Origin of the sequence: Rhodococcus sp. 2G, assembly GCF_001886355.1 — a bacterium.
Classification (GTDB): Bacteria; Actinomycetota; Actinomycetes; order Mycobacteriales; family Mycobacteriaceae; genus Rhodococcus; species Rhodococcus pyridinivorans.
Genome location: NZ_CP018063.1, coordinates 577,312 through 601,720, shown reverse-complemented (window position 1 = coordinate 601,720; position 24,409 = coordinate 577,312). Strand labels below are relative to the sequence as shown.

General features: G+C 69.6%; 24 protein-coding genes. 8 read left to right on the top strand and 16 right to left on the bottom strand.

Annotated elements, in window-relative coordinates; all coding sequences use genetic code 11:
- Positions 1-129: 129 nt before the first annotated feature.
- The 7 genes from BO226_RS02850 to BO226_RS02820 all read right to left on the bottom strand — a co-directional run bounded on the left by BO226_RS02850 (position 130) and on the right by BO226_RS02820 (position 8,250).
- Positions 130-1,383, bottom strand: a complete 1,254-nt coding sequence (locus tag BO226_RS02850; protein ID WP_071934568.1) for a PucR family transcriptional regulator — start codon at positions 1,381-1,383, stop codon at positions 130-132.
- Between the two features lie 171 nt (positions 1,384-1,554).
- Positions 1,555-2,985 carry an acyl-CoA synthetase gene (locus tag BO226_RS02845; protein ID WP_071936334.1) on the bottom strand — a complete coding sequence of 477 codons (1,431 nt, stop codon included), beginning with the start codon at positions 2,983-2,985 and terminating at the stop codon, positions 1,555-1,557.
- A 57-nt stretch (positions 2,986-3,042) separates the two neighbouring features.
- Complete coding sequence (locus BO226_RS02840) at positions 3,043-3,747, bottom strand: rhomboid family intramembrane serine protease (protein WP_071934567.1); 705 nt, start codon at positions 3,745-3,747, stop codon at positions 3,043-3,045.
- Between the two features lie 49 nt (positions 3,748-3,796).
- Positions 3,797-4,909 (bottom strand): succinyldiaminopimelate transaminase, encoded by a 1,113-nt coding sequence (dapC, locus tag BO226_RS02835; RefSeq protein WP_071934566.1) that lies wholly within the window; start codon positions 4,907-4,909, stop codon positions 3,797-3,799.
- A gap of 22 nt (positions 4,910-4,931) precedes the next feature.
- Positions 4,932-5,255: a ferredoxin gene (gene fdxA / locus BO226_RS02830; RefSeq protein WP_006550573.1), complete on the bottom strand. Its 324-nt coding sequence runs from the start codon at positions 5,253-5,255 to the stop codon at positions 4,932-4,934.
- 154 nt (positions 5,256-5,409) lie between these two features.
- Complete coding sequence (locus BO226_RS02825; protein WP_442977403.1) at positions 5,410-7,971, bottom strand: bifunctional FO biosynthesis protein CofGH; 2,562 nt, start codon at positions 7,969-7,971, stop codon at positions 5,410-5,412.
- Between the two features lie 81 nt (positions 7,972-8,052).
- The gene (locus BO226_RS02820) at positions 8,053-8,250 is read right to left on the bottom strand and encodes a hypothetical protein (protein ID WP_006550575.1); all 198 of its coding nucleotides are present in this window, start codon (positions 8,248-8,250) and stop codon (positions 8,053-8,055) included.
- A gap of 101 nt (positions 8,251-8,351) precedes the next feature.
- On the opposite strand from BO226_RS02820, the gene BO226_RS02815 reads away from it, so the two are divergent.
- From BO226_RS02815 to BO226_RS02805, 3 genes are read left to right on the top strand one after another with little or no spacing between them, the layout of a single operon-like run.
- The gene (locus tag BO226_RS02815; protein ID WP_006550576.1) at positions 8,352-8,909 is read left to right on the top strand and encodes a PH domain-containing protein; all 558 of its coding nucleotides are present in this window, start codon (positions 8,352-8,354) and stop codon (positions 8,907-8,909) included.
- Positions 8,906-10,411: a PH domain-containing protein gene (locus BO226_RS02810; RefSeq protein ID WP_071934565.1), complete on the top strand. Its 1,506-nt coding sequence runs from the start codon at positions 8,906-8,908 to the stop codon at positions 10,409-10,411. Before BO226_RS02815 ends, BO226_RS02810 begins: the two co-directional genes overlap by 4 nt.
- Entirely contained in the window at positions 10,408-11,166 is a 759-nt protein-coding gene (locus BO226_RS02805) for a uracil-DNA glycosylase (RefSeq protein ID WP_019288045.1), read from the top strand. Before BO226_RS02810 ends, BO226_RS02805 begins: the two co-directional genes overlap by 4 nt.
- Here BO226_RS02805 and BO226_RS02800 read toward each other — a convergent pair.
- From BO226_RS02800 to typA, 5 genes are all read right to left on the bottom strand, one after another.
- Positions 11,123-11,563: a hypothetical protein gene (locus tag BO226_RS02800; RefSeq protein ID WP_006550579.1), complete on the bottom strand. Its 441-nt coding sequence runs from the start codon at positions 11,561-11,563 to the stop codon at positions 11,123-11,125. The two genes, BO226_RS02805 and BO226_RS02800, sit on opposite strands and share 44 nt — an antisense overlap.
- Positions 11,564-11,640: 77 nt before the next feature.
- Complete coding sequence (locus BO226_RS27595) at positions 11,641-11,799, bottom strand: hypothetical protein (protein ID WP_006550580.1); 159 nt, start codon at positions 11,797-11,799, stop codon at positions 11,641-11,643.
- An 86-nt stretch (positions 11,800-11,885) separates the two neighbouring features.
- Positions 11,886-12,809: an N-acetyl-1-D-myo-inositol-2-amino-2-deoxy-alpha-D-glucopyranoside deacetylase gene (mshB, locus tag BO226_RS02795; RefSeq protein WP_071934564.1), complete on the bottom strand. Its 924-nt coding sequence runs from the start codon at positions 12,807-12,809 to the stop codon at positions 11,886-11,888.
- Positions 12,788-14,836 carry an ABC transporter family substrate-binding protein gene (locus BO226_RS02790; RefSeq protein WP_198040602.1) on the bottom strand — a complete coding sequence of 683 codons (2,049 nt, stop codon included), beginning with the start codon at positions 14,834-14,836 and terminating at the stop codon, positions 12,788-12,790. Before BO226_RS02790 ends, mshB begins: the two co-directional genes overlap by 22 nt.
- A 79-nt stretch (positions 14,837-14,915) precedes the next feature.
- Positions 14,916-16,802 (bottom strand): translational GTPase TypA, encoded by a 1,887-nt coding sequence (typA, locus tag BO226_RS02785; RefSeq protein WP_006550583.1) that lies wholly within the window; start codon positions 16,800-16,802, stop codon positions 14,916-14,918.
- A 360-nt stretch (positions 16,803-17,162) separates the two neighbouring features.
- Between typA and BO226_RS27590 the strand changes: the two genes are divergently transcribed.
- Positions 17,163-17,339 (top strand): hypothetical protein, encoded by a 177-nt coding sequence (locus BO226_RS27590; RefSeq protein ID WP_006550584.1) that lies wholly within the window; start codon positions 17,163-17,165, stop codon positions 17,337-17,339.
- Between the two features lie 24 nt (positions 17,340-17,363).
- On the opposite strand, the gene BO226_RS02780 is transcribed toward BO226_RS27590, so the two are convergent.
- Positions 17,364-17,786, bottom strand: a complete 423-nt coding sequence (locus BO226_RS02780) for a (deoxy)nucleoside triphosphate pyrophosphohydrolase (protein WP_024103420.1) — start codon at positions 17,784-17,786, stop codon at positions 17,364-17,366.
- A 25-nt stretch (positions 17,787-17,811) separates the two neighbouring features.
- Between BO226_RS02780 and BO226_RS02775 the strand changes: the two genes are divergently transcribed.
- The gene (locus BO226_RS02775) at positions 17,812-18,108 is read left to right on the top strand and encodes a 4a-hydroxytetrahydrobiopterin dehydratase (protein WP_006550586.1); all 297 of its coding nucleotides are present in this window, start codon (positions 17,812-17,814) and stop codon (positions 18,106-18,108) included.
- Here BO226_RS02775 and BO226_RS02770 read toward each other — a convergent pair.
- The gene (locus tag BO226_RS02770) at positions 18,044-19,297 is read right to left on the bottom strand and encodes a mannosyltransferase (RefSeq protein ID WP_033097288.1); all 1,254 of its coding nucleotides are present in this window, start codon (positions 19,295-19,297) and stop codon (positions 18,044-18,046) included. The genes BO226_RS02775 and BO226_RS02770 overlap by 65 nt on opposite strands.
- A gap of 378 nt (positions 19,298-19,675) precedes the next feature.
- Between BO226_RS02770 and BO226_RS02765 the strand changes: the two genes are divergently transcribed.
- From BO226_RS02765 to BO226_RS02755, 3 genes are all read left to right on the top strand, one after another.
- Complete coding sequence (locus BO226_RS02765) at positions 19,676-20,518, top strand: Rv1157c family protein (RefSeq protein WP_019288040.1); 843 nt, start codon at positions 19,676-19,678, stop codon at positions 20,516-20,518.
- Positions 20,519-20,605: 87 nt separating this feature from the next.
- Entirely contained in the window at positions 20,606-20,989 is a 384-nt protein-coding gene (locus tag BO226_RS02760) for a hypothetical protein (RefSeq protein WP_006550589.1), read from the top strand.
- A gap of 157 nt (positions 20,990-21,146) precedes the next feature.
- Positions 21,147-22,589, top strand: coding sequence for an MFS transporter (locus tag BO226_RS02755; RefSeq protein ID WP_019288038.1), 1,443 nt, complete (start codon positions 21,147-21,149; stop codon positions 22,587-22,589).
- Here BO226_RS02755 and BO226_RS02750 read toward each other — a convergent pair.
- The gene (locus BO226_RS02750; RefSeq protein WP_024103415.1) at positions 22,586-23,344 is read right to left on the bottom strand and encodes a DUF1906 domain-containing protein; all 759 of its coding nucleotides are present in this window, start codon (positions 23,342-23,344) and stop codon (positions 22,586-22,588) included. The two genes, BO226_RS02755 and BO226_RS02750, sit on opposite strands and share 4 nt — an antisense overlap.
- Positions 23,345-23,470: 126 nt before the next feature.
- Positions 23,471-24,409, bottom strand: coding sequence for a winged helix-turn-helix domain-containing protein (locus tag BO226_RS02745; protein WP_019288036.1), 939 nt, complete (start codon positions 24,407-24,409; stop codon positions 23,471-23,473).

Below are 24,409 nucleotides of genomic sequence, written 5' to 3'. Positions count from 1 at the left end.
CGACTCGGACGGTCCGGACTCCCCCGCCATGCGTCGGCCCCCTCGTGCTCACTCCGGGTGACGACCCTCGGTCGCCCGAGACCGATGATATAGACCGGCACGCCTCGGGAAGCCGAATCCGACGCGATATCAGCCCTGTTCGGAGCTCTCCAGTTCGAGTCGTCGAGCGATCAGCGCCGCCTGCAGCTGGCGCAGTCCGGAGGGCCGGGTGGGATCGAATCCGGTGAGTTGCGCGACCCGCTTGAGGCGGTAGTCGACAGTGTTCGCGTGGATGTGCAGGGTCTTGGCCGTGAGCTGGCGGCTCAGGTCGTGGGCGATGTGCGTTTCCAGCGTCTCGACGAGTTCGGGTGATTCGTCGAGCGGGTCGAGGACGCGTGCGAGGTGACGGCGCGCCGGTCCGGGCCGCGTGAGCTGGTATTCGAGGGCCAGATCCTGCATACCGTAGGCCCCGACCGCACGGCCGAGCCGTCGCACCAGATCGAGCAGTTCGTGGGCCTGCTTCGCCGCGGTGGGCACCTCCCGTACGGGGGCGTGGACGAGAGCGATCGTGACGGACACGCCCGCGACGGTCTCGATGCGCTGCCGGAATTCCTCGATCGTCTCGGTCGAGGGCGATTCGGGGAGCAGGACGGTGCCGCCCTCGGGGCCGAGCATCGCGAGGTGGCGGCCCTCGCAGATCGCCTCGAGTTCGGTCTCGACCCGGCGCAGGGTGCGCCGCGCGACGACCTCCGGCCGCACGTGCGGATTGCGTTCGTCGGGATGTCGGGTGAGCGAGACCGCGAGCACGGTGTAGGTGTCGGCGAGCACCAGCCCGGAGCGTTGCGCCACGGCCGCGGCGTCCTGCCCGCTCAGCAGCGCGGCGACCAGTTCCTGCGCGGCGACGTCGCGTTCACGGCGGATGGCGTCGAGTTCGGCGACGAAACCGGTGGTCGCGGCGACGGTGACCTTCTCGAGCAGCGCCATCCACAGGCGGGACGCGTCGGCGACGGAGGAGACATCGCCCTCCCGGGCCCGATCGGTGACCAGCTCCCACCCGAGACGGATGCCTTCGTGATAGATCCGGAGCATGTATTCGAGCCGGAAGCCGGCGCGGGCCCACTGGGCTGCGCTGCTGCGCAGGTCGGCGAGTTCCGCGTCGGAGGGTAGTTCTCCGGAGTCGAGGAGATGGATCGCGATGCGCAGGCAGCGCACGGTGACCTCGGTGACGTCACCGCGCAGCGATTCGCCCGGTCGCAGCGAACACGGCGCCACGTTGTCGGCGAAGTGCGCCACGAGTTTGCGAGCCACGGCAGGCAGATCGCGCAGCGGAACGGACGCGGGCTTCCCGTCCACCAGGAAGAGCGGAGCGTTGTCACCGTCCCCCCGACGATCGTGCCCGGTCACCCGGACCTGATCCGTTACAGACATCCCTCGAACCCCCATCGAAGTGAGTAGATCTACATACGGTGCAGTCGAGAATCCGCCTCGCAGTGTGACACATGCAACCCCTGTGACCGATTTTCCACGAAGTTCCGGTGACAGGAACCTGCCCGCGGGCGCCCCCCACCGACCCTGTCAGCCCAGTTTCTTCTTCTGCACCTTGCCCATCGCATTGCGTGGAAGGTCACCCACCACACGCACCTCCCGGGGCCGCTTGTGCACGGAAAGCTGTTGTGCGACCAGGTCGATCAGTTCCGACCCGTCGACTTGGGGGCCGTCGGCGGCGGGCACCACGAACGCGACGATCCGCTGACCGAGGTCGTCGTCGGGCAGGCCCACCACGGCCACCTCCCGCACCGCGGGATGACCGAGCAGAACGGTCTCGATCTCCCCCGCACCCACCCGGAACCCACCGGTCTTGATCAGATCGGTCGACTCGCGACCCACGATGCGGTGGAATCCGCCCTCGTCGACGGCCGCCACATCGCCGGTGACGAACCATCCATCCTCGGTCCACGCGGCCGCGGTGGCCTCCGGCCTGTTCAGGTAGCCGTCGAAGAGCATCGGTCCACGCACCTGCAAGACGCCGATGCTCTCCCCGTCGTGGGGCACGTCGCGGCCCTGCTCGTCGCGCAGGCGCGTCTCGACCCGGGCCACCGGCGTGCCGACCCAGCCGGGACGGCGCTCGCCGTCGACGCGCGTGCTGAGCGTCAGCATCGTCTCGCTCATGCCGTAGCGCTCGATCGGAACCAGTCCCGTGAGCTCACGCAGTCGTTCGAAGACCGGCACCGGCAGCGGCGCGCTGCCGGAGACGAGCAGTCGCGCGCCGCTGAGCGCGCGGGCGGAGTCCTCGTCCTCGACGACGCGTGTCCACACCGTCGGCACCCCGAAGTAGAGGGATCCCTGCGCTTCGGCGTAGGCCTGCGGAGTGGGCTTCCCGGTGTGGATCAGCCGGCTGCCCACCCGCAGGGCTCCGACCACACCGAGCACGAGTCCGTGCACGTGGAACAGCGGCAGCCCGTGGACGAGCGTGTCGCGCTCGGTCCAGGCCCACGCCTCGGCGAGCGCGTCGATGCCCGCGGCGATCGCCCGGCGGCTCAGCAGCACACCCTTCGGAGCGCCGGTGGTCCCGGAGGTGTAGAGCACGAACGCGATTCGCGCCGGGTTCGGCTCGGGCAGGTGATGCCAGTCGCGGGCGTGCAGGCGGACCGGCAGGCCCGGCAACTGCGGAACGTCGGGATGCTGCACCTCCGGCGCCGGACCGAGCCAGGCCTGCGCGTCCGAGTCCGTCAGGATGTGGGCGAGTTCGGCGGGCCCCGAGTCCGGTGGCACCGGCACCACGGTCGTCCCGGCGAGCAGGGCACCGGTCACGGCGACGACGGTGGTCGCGCTCGGAGTCGCGAGCACGGCCACCCGATCGGCGCGCGCCACCCGCGCCGCGACGGCGGTGGCCGCGCCGAGCAGATCGCTGCGGGAGAAGGTGTGGCCGTCGATACGGACGACGTCCGGGAGATCGTCGCCGCGCGCGACGGCCAGCGGATTCAGCGAACGAAGCAGTGCAGACACGACAGCCACGATTCCATATCGATGCCGCAGCCTCGCGGGGGCGGTCGGGTGTGGCGGTCAGGTGTGGATGTCGCCGCGCGCCGCGGACATCGATGTCCGCGCCAGATGTGCTGGGGGAAGCACGGTGGCCAGGACCGCGCCCAGCAGCATTCCGATGAGGACGGCCACGCCGTGCGCATCGCCCGCGATCACGAGGACCACACCGAGAAGGAAGGTCGCCGCGGAGGCGACGAGCAGCGAGCGTGTCGCTCCGACGACCGGCCACAGTCCCGCGAGAGTCGCGGCCGCCGCGAGCGTCGCGCCGGTTGTTCCCGCGCCGTCGGACGGGAAGACGAAGGTGGTGAACAACCCCCACAGCACCTGGCCGACCAGGAACAACCCGAGTGCGCGGTACCACCCCCACACCCGCACGATCGCGATGGCGACCACCGCGAGCAACAGCAGGTTCACGACGGTGAGGAGCACGCCGCCGTCCTCGATCAGACCTGCGGTGAGGACGCGCCACCACTCCCCCGAGTCCCGGGTGCGGACCGGCTGCCGCCGGAAGGCGTCGAGCAGTCCCGGGAAGACCAGTCGCGCGAGCGAGGCCACCGCGACCACCGACCACAGGATCGTCGCCGCGACCGGCGGAGGCCACCAGAACGATCGCGTCGTCGCGTGCGCGGAACTTCCCGCATGGGAGCGTGACGCGCTCACCGCAGCGGTGGCCACCACGGCGACGTAGAGCACCCACAGCAGCGGATCCTCACCGGACGAACTCACGGGGCCAATCTACCGGCGAGCTGCTCGCTGAGCGGTGCGTCGGCGCGCTCTATCGGCGCAGTCGGGCAGCGGCGGCGTCGATGGCGTCGTCGGTCGCGGTGAGCGCGATCCGGACGTGCAGGACACCTCCGGGACCGTAGAACTCGCCGGGTGCGACGAGGATGCCGCGGTCGGCGAACCAGTCGACGGTCGCGCGGCATCCCTCACCGCGCGTCGCCCACAGGTACAGGCCCGCCTCCGAATGGTCGACGGTGAAGCCGGCGCCGCGCACGGCCTCGAGGAGCACCTCGCGACGCTTGCGGTACTTCTCGCGCTGCGCGTTCTCGTGTTCGTCGTCGTTCAGTGCCGCGGTCATCGCGGCCTGGATCGGCAGCGGCAGCATCATGCCGGAGTGCTTACGGACCTCGAGCAGGTCGGCGACGAGGTCGGCGTCGCCGGTGACGAAACCGGCCCGGTAGCTCGCGAGATTGGAGGTCTTCGACAGCGAGTGCACCGCGAGGAGGTTGGTGTGGTCGCCCCCGCACACGTTCGGGTGCAGGATCGACAGGGCCTCACACTCCCAGGTGAGCCCGAGATAACACTCGTCGGAGACGACGATCGCGTTGCGGCTGCGCGCCCAGTCGACGACCTTGCGCAGGTGGTCGGGTCCGAGCACCTTGCCGGTGGGGTTCGACGGCGAGTTCACGAAGACCAGCGACGCGACCTCGGGGCCGAGGCGGGTCAGCCCGTCGGCGCGGATGATGCGGGCACCGGCGAGCAGCCCGCCCACCTCGTAGGTCGGGTACGCCAGTTCGGGGATCACGACGAGATCGTCGGCACCGAGGCCGAGCAGCGACGGCAGCCAGGCGATCATCTCCTTGGTGCCGATCGCCGGCAGGATCGCCGAGTCGTCGAGACCGGTGATGCCGTAGCGACGTTCGAGCGCACCCACGGCCGCCCGCCGCAGTTCGGCGGTGCCGTGCGTGGTCGGGTAGCCCGGCTCCTCCGCGACGGAGACGAGCGCCTCCCGGATCACGGGGGCGACCGGGTCGACCGGTGTGCCCACCGACAGGTTGACGATGCCGTCGGGATGCGCCGCTGCCTTCGTTTTCGCGTCGGTCAGGGAATCCCAGGGGAAGTCCGGCAGGCTCTTCGCCACCGAACGGCGGACACGCGTGCTCACGAAAGTTCCACCGGTCCGTTCGTCACTCTTCGCCCATGGGAGGGAGATTCTTGACGAACGGCGGGTCGTAGTCGACCTTGCCGAGCTTCGCGGCGCCACCGGGCGAGCCGAGATCGTTGAAGAAGTCGACGTTGGCCTTGACGTACTCGGACCACTCGTCCGGGACGTCGTCCTCGTAGAAGATCGCTTCGACGGGGCACACGGGCTCGCACGCACCGCAGTCGACGCACTCGTCGGGGTGGATGTACAGCATGCGACCGCCCTCGTAGATGCAGTCGACGGGGCACTCCTCGATGCATGCCTTGTCCAACACGTCCACGCACGGTTCCGCAATCGTGTACGTCACTGCTGTTCTCCCTGCCTCTCTGTAAGCCCGCCGACCTGCGCGGTCTCGCCCGAGCGGGCACCCTCGGCGCCCACGGTCCTCCAGTATCCCCCGTGCCCGTGCCACACACCGGAGTAAGGGTCCCCTACTTCAGAGTGCAGACCGTCGAGGCGGGTCAGCCCGCGGTGACCGGGAGCTCGATCGGCGTGTACGCGGTGGTCCGTTGGCGCGCCGGCCGCCCGATGCCCTCGGCGATCGCGACCAGTTCGGCGACGGTCTTCTCCGAACCGTGCTGCGAGCCCGCCATGCGCGAGATCGTCTCCTCCATGAGCGTGCCGCCGAGATCGTTCGCCCCGCCCTCGAGCATGGCCTGCGTCCCGGCGACACCCAGCTTGACCCAGCTGGTCTGGATGTTGTCGATCCGGCCGTGCAGCATGACCCGGGCGAGGGCGTGCGCGGCACGGTTGTCGCGCATGGTCGGGCCGGGACGCGACGCGCCGGCCAGATAGAGCGGCGACGACTGGTGCACGAATGGCAACAGCACGAACTCGGTGAATCCGCCCGTGCGGTCCTGGATCCCGCGGATCACCTCGAGGTGGCCGACCCAGTGGTGCGGCTGGTCGACGTGCCCGTACATCATCGTCGAGCTCGATCGCAGGCCCACCTCGTGCGCGGTGGTCACCACCTCGATCCACTCGGCGGTCGGGAGCTTGCCCTTCGTGAGCACCCACCGCACCTCGTCGTCGAGGATCTCCGCGGCGGTGCCCGGGATGGTGTCGAGCCCGGCCTCACGCAGTTCGGTGAGCCAGTCCCGGATCGACGTGCCGCTGCGCGCGACACCGTTGACGATCTCCATCGGCGAGAACGCGTGGACGTGCATCGACGGCACCCGCGCCTTGACGGCGCGGACGAGATCGGCGTAGCCGGTCACCGGCAGTTCCGGATCGATACCGCCCTGCATGCACACCTCGGTGGCGCCGGCGACGTGCGCCTCCCACGCCCGGTCGGCGACCTCGCTCGCCGAGAGGGTGAACGCGTCGGCGTCGCCCTTGCGCTGCGCGAAGGCGCAGAACCGGCAGCCGGTGTAGCAGATGTTGGTGAAGTTGATGTTCCGGTTGACGACATAGGTGACGTCGTCGCCGACGGTGTCGCGGCGCAGCTGGTCGGCGAGCGCCACGAGTGCTTCGAGACCGGCGCCGTCGGCGTTGGCGAGGGCGATGTACTCCGCTTCGGTGCAACCGCCCGGATCCCGTTCGGCGGAGCGCAGCGCCGAGAGCACGTCGCTGTCGAGCCGCACCGGTGCTGAGGCGCCCAGCTGGAGCACCTGTTCGCGGACGGTCTCCCAGTCGCCGAAAGCGCTCCCGAGATCGGACCGGCGCTCGGTGTTGCGTCCGGTCACGTCGATCTCGGAGTTCAGATCGACGCGACCCGACGACTCCCAGTCGATGTCGGGTTCCTGCCAGGGCAGTCCGGACGGGATCACCTCGCGCGCGAGGCCCGTGGCCGGATCGGCGAGGGCGTGCACGTGCGCGGTGATGCGCGGATCGATCCACGGCTGCCCGGCGAGCACGTACTTCGGCTGCGCGGCGATCCGCTCGGTGAGCTCGAAGCCGGCCTCGGAGCTCAGGCGCGCCAGGGTGTCGAGATTCGGCCAGGGCCGTTCGGGGTTGACGTGATCGGGCGTCAACGGCGAGACACCACCCCAGTCGTCGACACCCGCCCCGAGCAGCGCGCGGCACTCGTCGAGCGAGACGAGATTCGGCGGGGCCTGGATGCGCATTCCCGGCCCGAGGACGAGCCGCGCGACGGCGATCGCGGCGAGGAACTCGTCGAGATCGGCGTCGTCGTGCTCGCGCATCGCGGTGTCGTCCTTGGCGCGGAAGTTCTGGACGATTACTTCCTGGATATGACCGAATGCCTTGTGCGACTTACGGATCGCGTGGATCGATTCGGCACGCTCGGTGAAGTCCTCACCGATGCCGACGAGGATGCCGGTGGTGAACGGCACCGCGAGTCGGCCCGCATCGGTGAGCACCCGCAGCCGCACCGCCGGATCCTTGTCGGGGCTGCCGTAGTGGCACTGCCCCTTCTCGGTGAACAACCGTTCGGAGGTGGTCTCGAGCATCATGCCCATCGACGGGGCGACCGGCTTCAGCCGCGAGATCTCGGCCCAGCTCATCACCCCGGGATTGAGGTGCGGCAGCAGACCGGTCTCCTCGAGGACGCGGATCGCCATCGCTCGCACGTAGTCGAGGGTGGAATCGTAGCCGCGCTCGTCGAGCCACTGCTTCGCTTCGGGCCACCGGTCCTCGGGCCGGTCGCCGAGTGTGAACAAGGCTTCCTTGCAACCCAGTTCGGCTCCCTGACGGGCGATCTCGAGGATCTCGTCGGGTTCGAGATACATGCCGTGACCCTCGGCGCGGAGCTTGCCGGGGACGGTGACGAAGGTGCAGTAGTGGCATCGGTCCCGGCACAGCCGGGTGATGGGGACGAAGACCTTGCGCGAATAGGTGACCGTGCCGGGTCGACCCTCCGCGAGAAGGCCGGCATCGCGCACCCGCGCCGCCGACGCACAGAGATCCTCGAGATCGGCACCCCGGGCCTGCAGCAGGACCGCCGCTTCGTCGACGTTCAGTGCGACCCCGTCGCGAGCCCGACGCAACGCTCGACGCATTCCCGAGGGAGTCGCCGTGGATCGGTGCGCAGCGCCGGGACGCACGGTGGGGGTCGGGAGCATCGCGGACTGCGGGGTGTCGTCTGCGGAATCGGTCATGGGCCCGATCATGCGCCTACGAGCACCCCCATGCCACTTCGGGGTCTATCCGCGCGGGTAGTCGTCGTCCGCCGGGACTTCGCGGGACTGCTCGTAGGTGTCTGCCGGGTCGGCTTCGAGGGGCACGTCCGAAGGCAGGTCGTCGGCAGGATCGTCGTAGACGGGAATGGCCTGCTCGAGCCGGTCGGCCTCGGAATCGTTGTCGGACTGGATCTCGATGCCGAGCGCATTCGACTCCGTCATTGCGATCTCCTCCTGATAGGGCCCGATCGTGAGATCGGATCGGGCGAGTCCGGCCGGGTTCTACGGATCCCAGCCTAGCGTGGAACCGGACACGGGGCCCGATGGAGCAGGAGGTGCGGGTGGAGGACGACGAGAGTTCGCCGGCGGGGTCGGCCGACAACACGGCAGCGACGAGCGTGGTGATGAGGGAACCGTCGTGGCGGCCGAGCCCGAAGGCGCGTGTGCTGTGGGCCGTGAGTGCAGCGCTGATGTGGTTGCCGCTGGTCGTCGCGCAGGTCGTGTGGGTGCTCGTCACGCCGGTGGGCGCCGGGTGGCACGTCGCCGCCGCGGCCGCGACCGTCGTCCTCGGTGGACTGCACGTCGCGGTGGTGCCGGTCTGGCGATACCGCGTCCATCGCTGGGAGATGGACGAGACCGCGGTCTACACGCGTTCGGGTTGGTGGACGCAGGAGCACCGCATCGCACCGATCTCCCGGATCCAGACCGTCGACACCGAGCGTGGACCGCTCGACCGGTGGCTCGGCCTGACCACCGTCACCGTCACCACCGCCTCGGCGGCGGGTGCGGTGGAGATCGTCGGGCTCGACAGCCGGGTCGCCGACGAGACCGTCGCTCGCCTGACCGCACTCGCGGCGAGCTCGGAGACGGACGCGACATGAACGACGCCCTCGTGGCCGGGACGGACGAGGAGGTGCCGTGGTCGCGTCTCGATCGCCGGATGCTGCTGATCCACCCGATCGAGGAGATCCTGCGCCTGCTGCCCGTCCTCGCAGGCTCGTTCGTCATCGGGTCCACCAGCGGCAATCCCGTGTGGGGCCTCGCGGCGACGGGCGTGCTCGTGCTGGTCGGTCTGCTGCGCTGGTTCACCACCACCTACCGCGTAGGACCAGAGCACGTCGAACTCCGCCGCGGCCTGCTGCAACGACGCGAGTTGTCGATCCCCCGCAGCCGCATCCGGTCGGTGGACGTCGAGCAACGCCTCCTGCATCGCGTGCTGGGCCTCGCGGTCGTGAAGATCGGCACGGGTCAGAGCGGGGGCGCCGATCGCAACCGGTTCGAACTCAACGGCCTTCCGATCGCAGCAGTCCCCGAGCTCCGTGCCGTTCTCCTGAGGGGTGGGCAGCAGGACGACGTGCCGGCCGAGACGACCTCGACCGCTGCCGTCACCGAGCGTCAGCTGGCGCGATTCGACCCGGCCTGGGTGCGCTACGCGCCGTTCTCCACGACGGGACTGCTCGCCGTCGCGGCCGTCGCCGGTGCCGCCTTCCAGTTCGGGCTCGGCCGGTCGATCGCCGAATCGCAGGTCGTCCGCCGCGCGGTGGAGACCGCGGAAGACCTCGGCCTGGTGGTCGCGCTCGTGATCCTCGTGCTGGTCGTCGTGCTCGTCGCCAGCCCGGCCGCGTGCGTGCGGTACCTGCTGCTCTACGGCGATCTGCGGGTGACCGACGACCAACGGGTCCTGCGCATCGCGCACGGCCTGCTCACGACCCGTCACACCACCCTCGACCGGGCGCGGCTGCGCGGGATCGCGCTGCACGAACCGCTGGCGCTGCGGCTCGTCGGCGCCGCACGGCTCGACGCCGTCATGACGGGCAGAACCGCGCAACAGGGCGGTTCGTCACTGGTCCTGCCGTCGGCGCCCGACGGGGAGGTCCGGCGGGTCGCGGCCGAGGTGCTCACCGGGGGGCTGCCGCTCGACGTTCCGCTGCGCAGTCACGGTCCCCGTGCCCGGCGTCGCCGCTACACGCGGACGCTGTGGCCGGTGGCCGTCGTGGTCGCCGCCGGGCTCGTCGCCCTGAGCGTCACCGACCGGCACGTGCCGTTCGCCGTGATCGCCACGGTGGTCGTGGTGCTGGTCGCGGGGGCGTGCGCGCTGGCGCAGGACCGCTACCGGGGTCTCGGCCACGCCGTCGTCGACGGACATCTCGTCGCCCGCAGCGGTTCGATCGACCGGCAGCGCATCTGTCTCGATGCGGACGGTGTGATCGGCTGGACGGTGCGGCAGACCCTCTTCCAGCGCCGTGCCGGTCTCGCGACCGTCGTCGCGGCGACGCCGGCGGGTGCGGGACGCTACGAGGTGATCGACATCCCCGTGGACGAGGCGTGGGCGCTTGTCCGCGAGGTCACACCGGGTATGGGAGAAGCATGGATCGACCGATGAAGCCGACATCCGGCAAAGGCCCCCTGCACGGCACTCCCCCGGCGACGCTGGCCGAGCTCGACGACGCGCTCGTCGACTGCCACGCGTGTCCGCGGCTGGTCGCATGGCGTGAGCAGGTCGCGCGGGAGAAACGGGCGGCCTTCCGCGACGAGGAGTACTGGGGCCGGCCCGTCCCGGGCTTCGGCCCGGCCGATGCGTCCCTGCTGATCGTCGGGCTGGCGCCCGCCGCGCACGGCGGGAACCGCACAGGACGGATGTTCACGGGCGACCGGTCGGGCGACGTGCTGTACGCGGCCCTGTACGACGCGGGACTGGCGTCGCAACCGACCGCGACGCACATCGGCGACGGCCTCGAACTGTTCGGCACGCGCATCACGTCGCCGGTGCACTGCGCGCCACCGGCCAATCGCCCCACCGTCGTCGAACGCGACACCTGCCGGCACTGGCTCGAACAGGAACTCGACCTGCTCTCCCCCACGCTGAGGTCGGTCGTCGTGCTCGGCGGGTTCGGGTGGCAGGCACTACTGCCGGTCCTGTCGGCGGCGGGGTGGACGATTCCGGTTCCCCGCCCCAAGTTCGGGCACGGCGCACATGTGCTGCTCGCTGCCACCGAGGCGCGGGAGCACCCGTTGCACCTGTTCGGTTGCTATCACGTCAGCCAGCAGAACACCTTCACCGGCCGGTTGACGAAGGAGATGGTGACCGAGGTGCTCAGGGACGCGGCGCGGGCTGCGTCCCTCCCACTGCCTGGGTGATCTCCCTGATGCGGGCCGAGAACAGGTAGCCGCCGGCGGGGGCGAGCGCGGCCACGGGCAGCAGCAGGGTCCGCCAGTCGCCGAGCGCGAGCTGGTCGCCGCCCGGACCGCCCACGAGGCAGACGAGGAAGACGACGGCCCAGGCCAGCAGCGGCAGGGTCGCGCTGCGCAGGGATCCGGTCTCGGCGCGGAGGGCCATCACCAGCAGCAGGTTGACGAGGCCGGCCAGCAGGATGGTGATCGGGAAGGGCACTCCGGCGATGTACACGCCGAGATAGAAGACCGACAACAGGGCGCACAGCGCACCGTCGAGCACGAGCAGCGCGACGAGCCCCCGGCGGGGTTGGACGTCCACCGGTGACGCGAGGGGTGCAGCGGTTGCTGGATCGACCGTCATGCTTCGATGGTGCGCTACCGGACGCGCCCGAGCGCAACCGGGGTCCGCGGAACCATCCGCGACCCACGCACGGGACGTCAGGGAACCGGCGGGTATCCGAGCATGGTGAGCAGCGCGCTCTGCTGGTCGGCGAAGGAGTACAGAGCGTGCCAGTAGTCGGCCCGGATCTCGTCGGCGTACGGCCTCAACGACTCCACGAACGCGACGATCTGGTTCTGGACGGACCAGTTGTACATCGACAACCCCCTGACGGTGTGCCTGCGTGGTACGCGAGGACGGGTGACGCGAACCACCCACGGCCTCGTTGATGACTCGGGTCACACTATCCGATGCCGGAGAAGAGGTCGTCCTCTCGTCCCGTGGAGTCGGTCAGGCCGAGCTGCCCGCGCACGAGCACGAAGTGCTCCTGGTCGAAGACGGGCTGGGCGACGAGGTTGGAGAGCACGAACTGCTCGCCGTCCTCCGCGACCAGCACCTGGGTCGTGTGCGCGGCCATCGCGGTCCGCTTCGCGTCGAGAACCGAGCGGACGTCGACGACGGTGGTGACCTCGTCGTCGGGCACGCTCGGCAGTTCGCCGGCCTCCGGTCGGCGCCAGCCGTCGGGCAGCGTGCCCATGGCGGCGATGCCGCGTTCGAGCGCGGACCGTTCGGCGACGGTCCAGTACACCTTCGCGGGGGTCCACGCCGCCCCGGCGGACGGATAGTCCTCGGTGCCGGCCGCTTCGACGGCCGCGGTCACCCGTTCGTGCACCGCGATGTGGTCGGGATGCCCGTAGCCACCGAACGGGTCGTAGGTGACGACCACGTGCGGACGCGTCTCGCGGATCACGGCGACGAGCGCCTCGATCGCCTCGTCGCGGTCGGCGTTGACCCAGGCGCGAGGATTGTCGGCGGACGCGGTGCCCGCCATCCCGGAGTCGCGCCAGTGCCCGGCACCGCCGAGAAAACGCGGTCGCTCGACGCCGAGCGCGTCGAGCGCCCGGGTGAGTTCGAGGATGCGGTATCCGCCGAGCTGATCGGCGCGGTCGGCGGTGAGCTGGGCCCACTCGTCGCCGATCACTTCGCCCTCCTCACCGAGCGTGCAGGTCACGACGGTGACCTCGGCGCCCTCGGCGACGTACCGGGCGATGGTGCCGCCGGTGGTGAGGGTTTCGTCGTCGGGATGGGCGTGGACGAGCAGAAGTCGTCGATCCGCAACGTCGGGGAGAGCTCCCGGAGCATCGGTCACGGTGTGGTCCTTCCCCACAGATGGGCGTCGCCGAGAATACCGGTGGCGACGGCGGCTGTCAGCGAGACGTTCTCGACGCCCGGACCGGCGGCGACAACGGCCCGGTCCTGCAGGATCGGCAGATTCACCGCGAGATCCCACAGCCTGGCCTGCGCGTCGGCGACGACCTTCGCCGGGTCGGTGGTGCCGTTCAGTGCAGCGAGCAGATCGGGTTCGAGACCGGGATCGCACGCACCCGAGAGGTTGCTCGGAGCCTCGAGCTGCGCTGCGAGCGCATCCTCACGTTCCTCGACGTCGTCCTCGTCGAGCGTGGTGGTCGCGGGGTCCGACGACTGTGCCGCCTCCGCCGTCCCGGGGGCGTCGGGCTGCGCCGGGAGGTCGGACTCGGGCACGGTCGGCAGGTCCTCCCCCGCCACGGTGGGTGCTGCGGCCACCGGGACGCATCCGAATCGGGACAGCGCGGCGGTGGCAAGGTCTCCACCGGCACGCATCCAGCCGACGACCGCGTGCACGGTGCCCTCGACGAGGGCTTCGCCGTACAGCTCGTCGGGGGGAAGTTCGTCGACCGATGCGTCGATCCCGGCGCCACGCCACAGGTCGACGGCGGTGCGCGCGACGGCGCGGGCGGTCTCGTCACCCTCCGGCACGCCCACGACCAGCGTCAACGGCACGCCGGCCCGGGCCAGGGTGCCCTCGGGCAGGGCCGGCCCGTCGGGGGTTCTCGGTCCGGGAGTCGCGCTCGTCGGCGCCGCCGTCTCGGATGCCGCCGTCTCGGATGCCGCCGTCTCGGATGCCGCCGTCTCGGATGCCCCCGTCTCCGGTGCAGCGGCCTCCGGCGCTTCGGGGCCGGGTGCGCCGGGGTCCGTCGGCACCGGGGGCACGGCAGGCGGGACGGGTAGATATCCGGCCTCGGCGAGACGTCCGAGGGCCTGCTCCCGGGACAGACGCGCCGGCATCGTGTCGGTGTATCCCGGATCGGACGGCGCGAGCACCTGGGCCCGCGCCCGCACGACCCCGGTGCTGTTGGCCGTGGCGACAAGTCCGAGCAGCTCGGGGTCGAGCAGGTCGAGCATGCCTCGCCGGACGACCGGGTCGGCGAGTTCGGCGGTGCGCGTGTTGAGGGTCAGATCGAGGGTGCGCGGCTGGAGCTGGACGCCGGTCCGCACACCCGGCACGGCGGCGAGCTGCGCCTCGAGAGCGACACCGCCCGCGCTCTGGACCACTTGGGCGTCGTCGCTGCGCACCGATTCGGTCACCTGGGCGTCGGTGCCGGCGCGGCGCATGATCAGTTCGTCGGGTCCGGCCGGGGTGCCCCAGAACCGGTCGTTGCGTTCGAGCAGCACCTCGGCGCGCCCCCGATCGACGTTGTCGACGTGGAATCGCGCTCCGGACACGGGAATCGTCTCGGACAGGCCGGTGGAAAAGCCACCCGGAGTGTCCTTGACCAGGTGGGCGGGCAAGAGATTCGTGAACAGTTCGCGCCAGGCCGGATACGGCTCGCGCAGGGTGACGGTGACAATCTTGCCTCCGCCCGACGATCGGATGTCGTCGATGAGGCGGTAGCCGGCAGGATCGACGACGCCGGGCTGGGTGATCATCTGCCGCCACAGATACCGGAAGTCCTCGGCAACGATCGGCGCTCCGTCCGACCACTGGGCCTCGTCGCGCAGGCGGTAGGTGATGGTGAACGGCGCCTCGTCGGTGACCTCCGCGGACAGCAGCAGCGAGTCGTCCGGAACCCACAGTGCTGCAGCGGGATTCTCCGGATCGGGCACGGCCCGGAAGGCACTCGGGAGCACGAGTTCGGCAACGGCGTTCGCGACGGGCGACTGGTCTGCGAGCAGGTGGGGGTTGAAGCCCGAACCGACCTCGTCGATCGCGACCACCACCGTGCTGCGCTTCGGAGCGGGAGCCGGGGTCGTGGTCGGCTCCGTCTGCTCGATGGGCGGCGGCGGGTCGGCGGTGCAACCGGTGAGGACCAGCGCAGCCACGGCCAGGCCGGCCGTCGCCCCGATCAGTCGGCGACGAGCGCGCGTACGCGACACTCGGGCTCCTTCCGTGAGGCAGGTGGTACGTGGGTGGCCCCGGCCAGCATGCGCTCGCCGGGGCCACCCCACACCTGGACTACTTGTTACGGGCCTTCTCCCGCGACCGCGCACGCGCACGGTCGGTCTGCGAGAGGTGCAGCTTGCGCACGCGCACGTCCTCCGGCGTGACCTCGACGCACTCGTCCGCAGCACAGAACTCGAGCGCTGCCTCGAGGGTCAGCTCGATCGGCTTGGCGAGGGTCTCCATCACGTCGGCGGTCGAAGAGCGCATGTTGGTGAGCTTCTTCTCGCGGGTGACGTTGATGTCGAGGTCCTCGGCGCGCGGGTTGATGCCCACGACGTGGCCCTCGTAGGTGTCGCTGCCCGGTTCGACGAAGAAGGTGCCGCGGTCGGCGAGCTGGATCATCGCGAACGGGGTGACCGAGCCTGCACGGTCGGAGACGAGCGAACCCGTGTGGCGGGCGCGGATCTCGCCGGCCCACGGCGCGTAACCGTGGAAGATGGCGTTGGAAATGCCGGTGCCGCGGGTCTCCGTGAGGAAGTCGGTACGGAAACCGATCAGACCACGCGACGGGATGATGAACTCCATACGAACCCAGCCGGTGCCCTGGTTGGTCATCTGGACCATCTTGCCCTTGCGGTTCGCGAGCAGCTGGGTGATGGCGCCGAGGTGCTCCTCGGGGCTGTCGATGGTCAGCTCCTCGTAGGGCTCGTGGAGCTTGCCGTCGATGGTGCGGGTGACCACCTGCGGCTTGCCGACGGTCAGCTCGAAGCCTTCACGGCGCATCTGCTCGACGAGAATGGCGAGGGCGAGTTCGCCTCGGCCCTGCACCTCCCACGCGTCGGGGCGTCCGATGTCGAGGACGCGCAGCGAGACGTTGCCGACGAGCTCGGAGTCGAGCCGCGTCTTCACCATGCGAGCGGTGAGCTTGTGGCCCTTGACCCGGCCGACGAGCGGCGAGGTGTTGGTGCCGATGACCATCGAGATGGCCGGCTCGTCGACGGTGATGCGCGGCAGCGCCACCGGGTTCTCCGGATCGGCGAGCGTGTCGCCGATCATGATCTCCGGGATGCCGGCCACGGCGACGATATCGCCGGCGACCGCGACCTCGCCCGGCTGCCGCTCGACACCGACGGTCTTGAGCAGCTCGGTGATCTTGACGTTCTTGACGCCGTCGGCGTGCATCCACGCGACGGTCTGGCCCTTGCGCAGCTCACCCTGGTGGATGCGCAGCAGCGCGAGACGACCGAGGAACTCGGAGGCGTCGAGGTTGGTGACGTGGGCCTGCAGCGGCGCCGACGGATCACCCTTGGGTGCGGGGATGCACTCCATGAGGACCTCGAAGAGCTCGTCGAGGTTCTCGGCGTCGGGGACCTGGCCGTTCTCGGGCTGCTTCTTCGAGGCCTTGCCCTCACGACCGGAGGCGTAGAGGACGGGCAGCTCGAGGGCGAGCTCGGCGGCTTCGGCGGCCTCGTCGTCGAGGTCGGACGCGAGGTCGAGCAGCAGGGTCTGGCTCTCCTCGACGACCTCGGCGATGCGGGCGTCCGGGCGGTCGGTCTTGTTGACCACGAGGATCACCGGCAGCGACGCGGCGAGCGCCTTGCGGAGCACGAAGCGGGTCTGCGGCAGCGGTCCCTCGGAGGAGTCGACCAGCAGGACGACGCCGTCGACCATGGACAGGCCGCGCTCGACCTCACCGCCGAAGTCGGCGTGGCCGGGGGTGTCGATGACGTTGATGACCGTGACGGTGCCGTCCGGGTGGTGACGGTGCACCGCGGTGTTCTTCGCGAGAATGGTGATGCCCTTCTCGCGCTCGAGGTCGCCCGAGTCCATGACCCGGTCGACGAGTTCCGCACGTTCGGCGAACGCGCCCGACTGGCGCAACATGGCGTCGACGAGAGTGGTCTTTCCATGGTCGACGTGCGCCACGATGGCGACGTTCCGAAAATCAGCGGTGCTCACGCGATAGCTCTCCTGGCTGTAGTCCGGCCACACGGCACTGGACCCGGTCGGCACCTCGCCCGTACGGCGTTCGTCTCGATGGCCGCGACGCGAGATTGCGAGCTACCTGCCCCGTCCGATTCTCGGCGTGCAGGCACTGCGGCCGTCAATACACTTTACAGGCCGTTCGTCGGTCGCCGCTTCTACCTCATCAGATACCCGCAGGTCGGCGACGATCGGGGTGACGCTCGACACTCCCCCAGGAGACGTAACCGCCGAATCCGGCACCACATGCACCCCTGGGTCCACGAGTAAGGGGATGCTAACCTTCGCCCGCCGGTGATTCGCCGCGCGCTGGACCGTGGAAGGCAGGCGGGACGTATGGGGAAGGTGAAGGCGAGCAAGGTCGCAGGCCTGAAGCCGAAGAAGAAGTGCTGCCGCAAGAAGACGCGGTGCCTCAAATGCCCCGTCGTCGTCATGCGCATGAAGAAGGTCGAGAACGACGGGCTCAGCAAGAAGGAACTGCGCAAGTATCTCGACAAGGCCCGCGCCGCCTGACCACCAGGCGTGCGCCGTATGACCTCAGCGCCGCAGATGTTCGCGTAGATCGGGAATCCACGCACGATCGGCCGGGACGAGATCGACCTCCCCGAGTTCGTCCGCGTCGACCCACCGCAACGCCGCGTGGTCCAGCGGCTCGGGATCACCCGAGACGAGTTCGACCCTGTAGGCACACAACTCGCGACCTCCGGCCAACGGCACCGCGACCCCCAGTCGCTCCGCACCGCGCACCTCGACACCGAGTTCTTCCCTCAGCTCCCGCACGAGCGCCGCCTCCACGCTCTCCCCCGGTTCCGCCTTGCCTCCGGGCAACTCCCACAGGCCCGCGAGGTCGACGGGCCGCGTGCGCTGGGCGAGCAGCACGCGTCCGTCCCGGATGACGGCGCCGGCCACGACGTGCCCGTCGGGCGCCGGTGTACTCGCGGACGATGTGCTTGCAGACATGACGTGCATCGTCCCAGAATGAGTCATGTCCCAGCTGCTGACGGACGGAGAGATCGACGCCGCGCTGGCCGAGTTGCCGCACTGGCACCGCGCGGGACAGTCGCTGGTCCGCACCATCGAGGCGCCCACCTTCCCCGACGCGATCGCACTCGTCGACCGGGTGGCCGTCGTCGCCGAGGAGGCGAATCACCATCCGGACATCGACATCAGGTGGCGGAAGGTGACCTTCGCGTTGAGCACGCATTCCGCCGGTGGCATCACGGAGTCGGATCCGGCTCTTGCGCGTCGGATCGACGAGGAGGCACGGCGCTCGGGTCTGTAGTCACCCGTTCGTCCTGCCCCTCACGTCCCCGGGCCGCGAGGATCACGACGACGTAGACGGCGAGGACACCGACCACGTTGACGGCGCCGAGCCAGGCGAGCGGAGCGGGACGTTCGACATCCCAGATCGAGTTCTGCGCCGTACTCAGTACCCACGGAACGCCGATCAGCGTGACCGCGGCCCAGCACGCGGCGACGATGCGGGCTCCGAGCGACCGCGCCAAGGGTCCGTAGAGAAGCCACAGCAGCAAAGGGACCACCCACACCCAGTGGTGGACCCACGAGATGGGCGAGACGAGCAGGCCGAACAGCTGCACGATCAGCAGCGTGCCGAGACGGTCGCGCGTTCCGTCGGGCAGCGGTTCCAGCGACCGCCACGCCGCGAACGCGAGGACCGCGCAGACCACGACGCCGACCAGCCACACCGGCCCGAGTCCGACGTCCTCACCCGCGAGACGACCCAGCGCTCCGCGCAGCGACTGGTTCCACACCGACACGACCGGCCCGATCCGATCCGCGTCGCCGAAGAGGGACCCGAAATAGGTGGCGGCTTGGGAGCCGAGCACGAGCAGGCTCACCAGGACGGTCCCCACGAAGACGACCGCGGAGAACACCGCCTCGCGCCAGCGTCGCTGCGCGAGGAAGTACAGGCCGGTGATGGCGGGCGTGAGCTTGATCCCGGCGAGCACGCCGACGAGCCCACCCGACAGCCACCACCGGGAACTGCGGGCCGCGAGCATCACGCCGAGGACGAGAAAGACGTTGATCTGGCCGTAGTCGAGGGTCGTGCGTACCGGCTCGGTCCATATGCCCGCAGCCGTCCACAGCATCGCGACACCGACCCACGACCGGCTCCGTGCCCGCGCGTCCACGACGAGTTCGAGCGAGATCCACACGACGGCGAACAGCGCCGCGACCGTCAGCAGCTGCCAGGCCACGCCCAGGATTCCGAACGGGATCAGGTGCAGGGGCAGGAAGACGAGCGCGGCGAAGGGCGGATAGGTGAACGGCAGGGGGAAGTCGGGGGTGTCCTCCGAATAGGTGAACCCGTAGAGGTCGCCCTGCAGCAGAGCGGCCGATCCGTCGACGTAGACGTGCAGGTCGACGAGGTTCATGCCGTTGGGAGTGATGAATCCCCAGGCGATCCGGACGACGACGGACAGCGCCAGTAACGCCGCGCACCACCACATCCGGTGCGAAGGAAACCCTCGTGGCACTGCGGTGCGGCCTCTCCCGTCGAACGTCCGTCCGGTGAACCGGACCCGGCGAAGGAGATTACCGTTCCGATAGGCATGCAAACGAACCGGAGTTCACTCCCGTAACGATTTCATCTACAGTCACAATCTTCTCAGGTCGAACGCGTTATGTTCGACAGGATCCGAGGGACGGAACACCCCGTGGTTAGAATCCCGAACCAGCGATGGGCGCGCCGTTCCGAAACGGCAGGCTTGTCCCGTGTGCGGGGGGTCCATAGAGTGTCTCCTCGAGCCGTCAGCATCCGGTCGTTCGTCCCGAACAACCGGATGCTTCAACGACAAGGATGGGGAACAGTGCTTCGTACTCGAGGAATGCGACGGGCGCTCACGCTGTGCGCACTCGCCGCCACTGCGGGATTGGCCGTGCCTACGCAGGCCGTCGCGCAACCGGCGCCACCCGTACTGCCGGACCTGGCAGGGCTCATCGAACTGCCCCAGTTCGAGATTCCCGCTGATCTTTCCGTAGAGTCGTTGACCGACCTGCTCGCCGGGGTCCGGGCGAACCCCGAAGAGGCCGAGGCCCTGGCTTCCCTCGCGCCCGCGATCATCGGTGCGGCCGCGGGCCCCGCCGATGTCGCCGACGCGGCCGACGGCAAGAACGACCTGCTGGCGCAGGCCAAGGAACTGCTCGCGAACTCCGAGCTCCCCGAATCGGTGAAGAGCACGCTCCAGCGCGTCATCACCTTCCTCGATGGCAGCGGCGGCGGCGGACCCGAGATCCCCGAGCCCGGCGCCGTGGTGATCTCGCAGTTCCTCTACCCGACTATCGGCAAGGGCTGCATCGGCGACAGCCAGGACTCCGTGGGCACCGCCCTCGCGGTCGCGGGTCCGTCGCACCTTCCCCCTCCCGGACCGGGCGCAGGCCAGACCGGCTTCGTCTTCACCGCGCTGGGCACCGCACCCGCCGCCGGCGAACAGCAACAGCCGCTCACCCTGAGCTGGGTCAACGTCTCCAACGGACGCACGGGCACGCAACCGCTCACCAACGACGCGAAGATCAACCCCGACGGCCCGACCACGCTGAGCGCGATCGCCGACACCGGTTCGGGTCAGGTCCTTGCCGTGATCTCCGGTGGAATCACCACGCAGGACGAGGGCGCCGATCCGCGTTCGTGCACCTTCCTGCCCACCGTGGGTCTCGTCGCCGTTCCCTGATTCACGTACTCACCGAAGGCCGCCGGGAGTTTCTCCCGGCGGCCTTCGTGTCTTCCCCCGTCGACGCCGGGCGTGATAGACCGGAGCATGGCCTTCACCGCGTCGCGCATCCCGTCGAAGCAGCGTCGTCTGCGGCACCCGGCCGGCGCCGCGTCCGTGAATTCCCGCCGCTCACTCCTCTCTCACCGCTCGATCCTGTCGATCGCCTCGGAGCGGTCGATCCTGTCGATCGGTTCCTCGTACTCGATCCTGTCGATCGGTGGCTGCGGGTCGGTTCTGTCCATCGGCTCCGTCGGGTCGTTCGGTTCGGCGTTGTCCTCACTGTCGTTCGCGAGTCTCGGCTCGGCACTGTCCGGCCTGTCGCGCTGGTCGCTGCTGGCGTGGCGCGGCGATCATTCCGCGCCCGACGAGCATCCGCCGCTCTCGATCACCGTCGACGAATCCGAGCCCGACAAGCACTGTCAGTCCTGACACCGGACGCCGGTCGAACGGCCACGCAGGACCGGACGGCGGGAGGGTACTAGGGATCGACGGCCCTGCCGTGTTAGACACGATGGCAGCGTCGTTCGTATTGCGCACAAATTGTCGTTGTAGGCCGCGTCACCCCGGCCCCGGACCGAGGAGCCGCATGGCCGTTGAGACACCGCTCTCCACCCGGGAGGTTCCTGCCCCGCGCGGCATCGTGCCGGTCCTCGCGACCGTCGGTATCAGCGTCGCGCTCATGCAGACCCTGATCGTCCCGATCCTCCCCCGACTGCCGGTGCTCGTCGGCGCGACTCCCGAGGACACGTCCTGGGCCGTGACGGCGACTCTGCTCGCCGGCGCGGTGGTCACCCCGATCAGCGGTCGCCTCGGCGACATGTTCGGCAAACGCCGGATGCTGCTGACCTCGCTCTCGCTGATGGTGCTCGGTTCGGCGGTCTGCGCGCTCGCGGCGACCCTCGTCCCGCTCGTGGTCGGGCGGGCGCTGCAGGGCGCCGCGATGGGCGCCATTCCGCTCGGGATCGCGATCCTGCGCGACGAGCTGCCCTCCCGACGACTCCCGGGCGCCATGGCCACCATCAGCGCCACGATGGGTGTGGGCGGTGCGATCGGGTTACCGGCCGCGGCCTTCGTCGCCCAGGCGACCGACTGGCACATGCTGTTCGTCGCGTCGCTGGTCCTCGGCCTCGTCGGTATCACCGCGATCCTGTTCGTCGTGCCCGAGTCGTCGCACCGCAATCCGGGACGTTTCGACATCGCCGGGGCGCTGCTGCTCTCCGTCGCCCTCGTGTTGTTGCTGCTGCCGGTCACCAAGGGCAACGACTGGGGTTGGACCGCCCCGGCCACCCTCGGGATGCTCGCCGGGGCACTCGTGGTGTTCGTCGGCTGGGGCCTGTACGAACTGCGGATATCGCGTCCGCTCGTGGACCTTCGATTGTCGGCCCGCCGACCGATCCTCATGACGAATCTCGCGTCGGTCGCGATCGGCTTCTCGATGTACTCGAACATCCTGGCGTTCCCGCAGCTGCTGATGGCACCGACGGAGACCGGCTACGGCTTCGGGCAGACGATGGTCACCGCCGGTATCGCGCTCGCCCCCGCGGGGCTCGTCATGATGGCGCTGTCCCCCGTCTCGGCGCGCATCACGACGCGGTTCGGCGCGCGCGTGACCCTCGGTTGCGGCACGGTGCTCGTAGGCCTCGGATACCTGATGGCGTACGTGCTGTACCAGGAGGTCTGGCACATCGTCGGCGCGTCGATGCTCATCGGCGCCGGCATAGGCCTCGCCTACGCCGCGATGCCCGCACTCATCATGGGTGCCGTGCCGCTACGCGAGTCCGCCGCGGCCAACAGCCTCAACACCCTGATGCGGTCCATCGGCACGACGAGTGCCGCAGCGGTGGTGGGCGTGATGCTGGCAGTGATGACCCAGCGCATCGGCGACTCCGTGGTGCCCGCACTCGAAGGGTTCCGCGCCACCTTCCTGGTGGCGACGGGGGCGGCGGTGGTGGGACTGGTCTTCACGATCCTCATCCCGCCGCCGGGCCGCTCCGTGCGACCCGTCGACGACACCCGACCGGATCGCTAACTGCCCGGCAGTCCTGGGTCGGAACTCGGTGCGCTGCCGGCGAGCGACCACTGGCCGTAGTCGGGCGTGAGCACGTGGTTGATGTCGACGCCGATGCCGTCGATCCGAACCTCGCCCGGAATCTGGTGCAGGTTCGCCCGCGGATGCACGTAGCCCTTGGGCGTGCCCCAGTCGTGCTGCCAGTAGAAGGACCCGAGGGAGACCGCCGACGCCCAGTCGATCGTCGGCGAGTTGGCATACACACCGAGATTTCCAGCGCCGACCACTTCCTGCCAGCCCAGCAGGTACGGCACGACCTGGAGCGTGAACTGCTCGAAGGTCGGGTTGTCGTCGATCGAGGCGTAGATCGGCCGGTTCTCCGGGCCACCGGCCGCGTAGTGGAGGTCGAGGCCGCGCCGGGCGTGCTTCAGCCCCGCCTCGTAACCACCGAGCCAGTCGGCGGTCGCGGCCTTGCCGTACTGGTAGCACGAGACCACTTCGAGTCCGCTGTCGAGCAGCGCATCCGCTTCCCGTCCGGTGAGCGGCTTGGCGCGCATCCAGGCGGCATCGGGTCGTGCATCGGACACGTACCGGATGGCGCCGATATGGCCGGCGGCGCGGATCGACGACGGCGACGGTACGGCGGCCGAGTAGTCGATGATGGTCCCGAGCACCGGGCGTCCCTGAGCCAGACCCGGTGCGCCGAGCGCAGAGATCAACGCGACGCCCGATCCGAGCGTCGCGTACCGCAACATGTCCCGCCGCGAAAGGCTCATCGCAACCTGTCCTTCGTATTGCCGTCTGTACGTCCGCCGTATTGCATCACAATCACAGGCGTCCCACCGGCCACACCGAGAATTCGACAGGTCGCGGCAGGCGATATCCGCAACGGCGCTACGAGGTCAGCGGCCGGACAGTTCGGCGAAGAAGGCCGGCACCAGGGAGACGTCCTCGACCGTCCGCACCGTGGAACGGACACCGAGACCGTGCTCCTTGAGCAGATCGCACAACCCGTCGCCGTCGACGAGATCGATCGGCGGGGCGCCGTGCCGGTGGGCTTCGGCGCGCGCGTCCTCGGTGAACGATCCGGTGGCGACGAGCAGACCCTTCTCGCCCCGCCCGACCATCGCGGCGCGGAACTCGCGGACCACGTCGGCACCCGCCTTCTCCGGTGCCCGCAGGAAACGGAAGAACACCGAGAAGCTCAGCAGCGATACGCGCAGGACACCGGCGCCCTCGACGTGACCGGTGCCCTCGGGAGCGTGGGATCCGCCCGGGGCCGGAATCGTCAGGGTGGTGAATCCGGCCGCGCGCAGTACCGCGGTGGCGAGCCGTTCGAAACCGTCCTCCGACAGGTCGGCGACGGCACCGAGGACGGGTTCGCGCCACAGTTCGGGATCCTCGGGGGCGGCTGCGAGCGGCACGACCTGGGCACCCTGCGAGACGTTCCGCACCATGCGCTTGCGACGCTTCTCGGCCGTGTACGCGACCTGCATGGGCTTGATCTCCGACTCGCGCACGGCGCGGCCACGGTCGGTCACGCTCCACACACCGCGGCGGGTATTCGACAGCAGACCCATGCCCTTGAGGTAAGTCCGGGCCCAGGCCAGCCGGTATTCGATCTCCGTTCCGGGGCCGTCACCGTGGAGTACCGCCTGTGCGGCCTCGGACAGTCCCGTCCGGGAGATCACGGCGGAATCGATCTCCTCGATGACACCGGATCCGCCGAGTTCGATCACCGCCTGCACGGTCGGCCAGAGAAGATCCGTGTACGGCGGCAACGTGGCCTCGTCACCTCCGGTGTTCCGGACGGAGTTTCCGATCGCGTTCCGGCGCTGCAC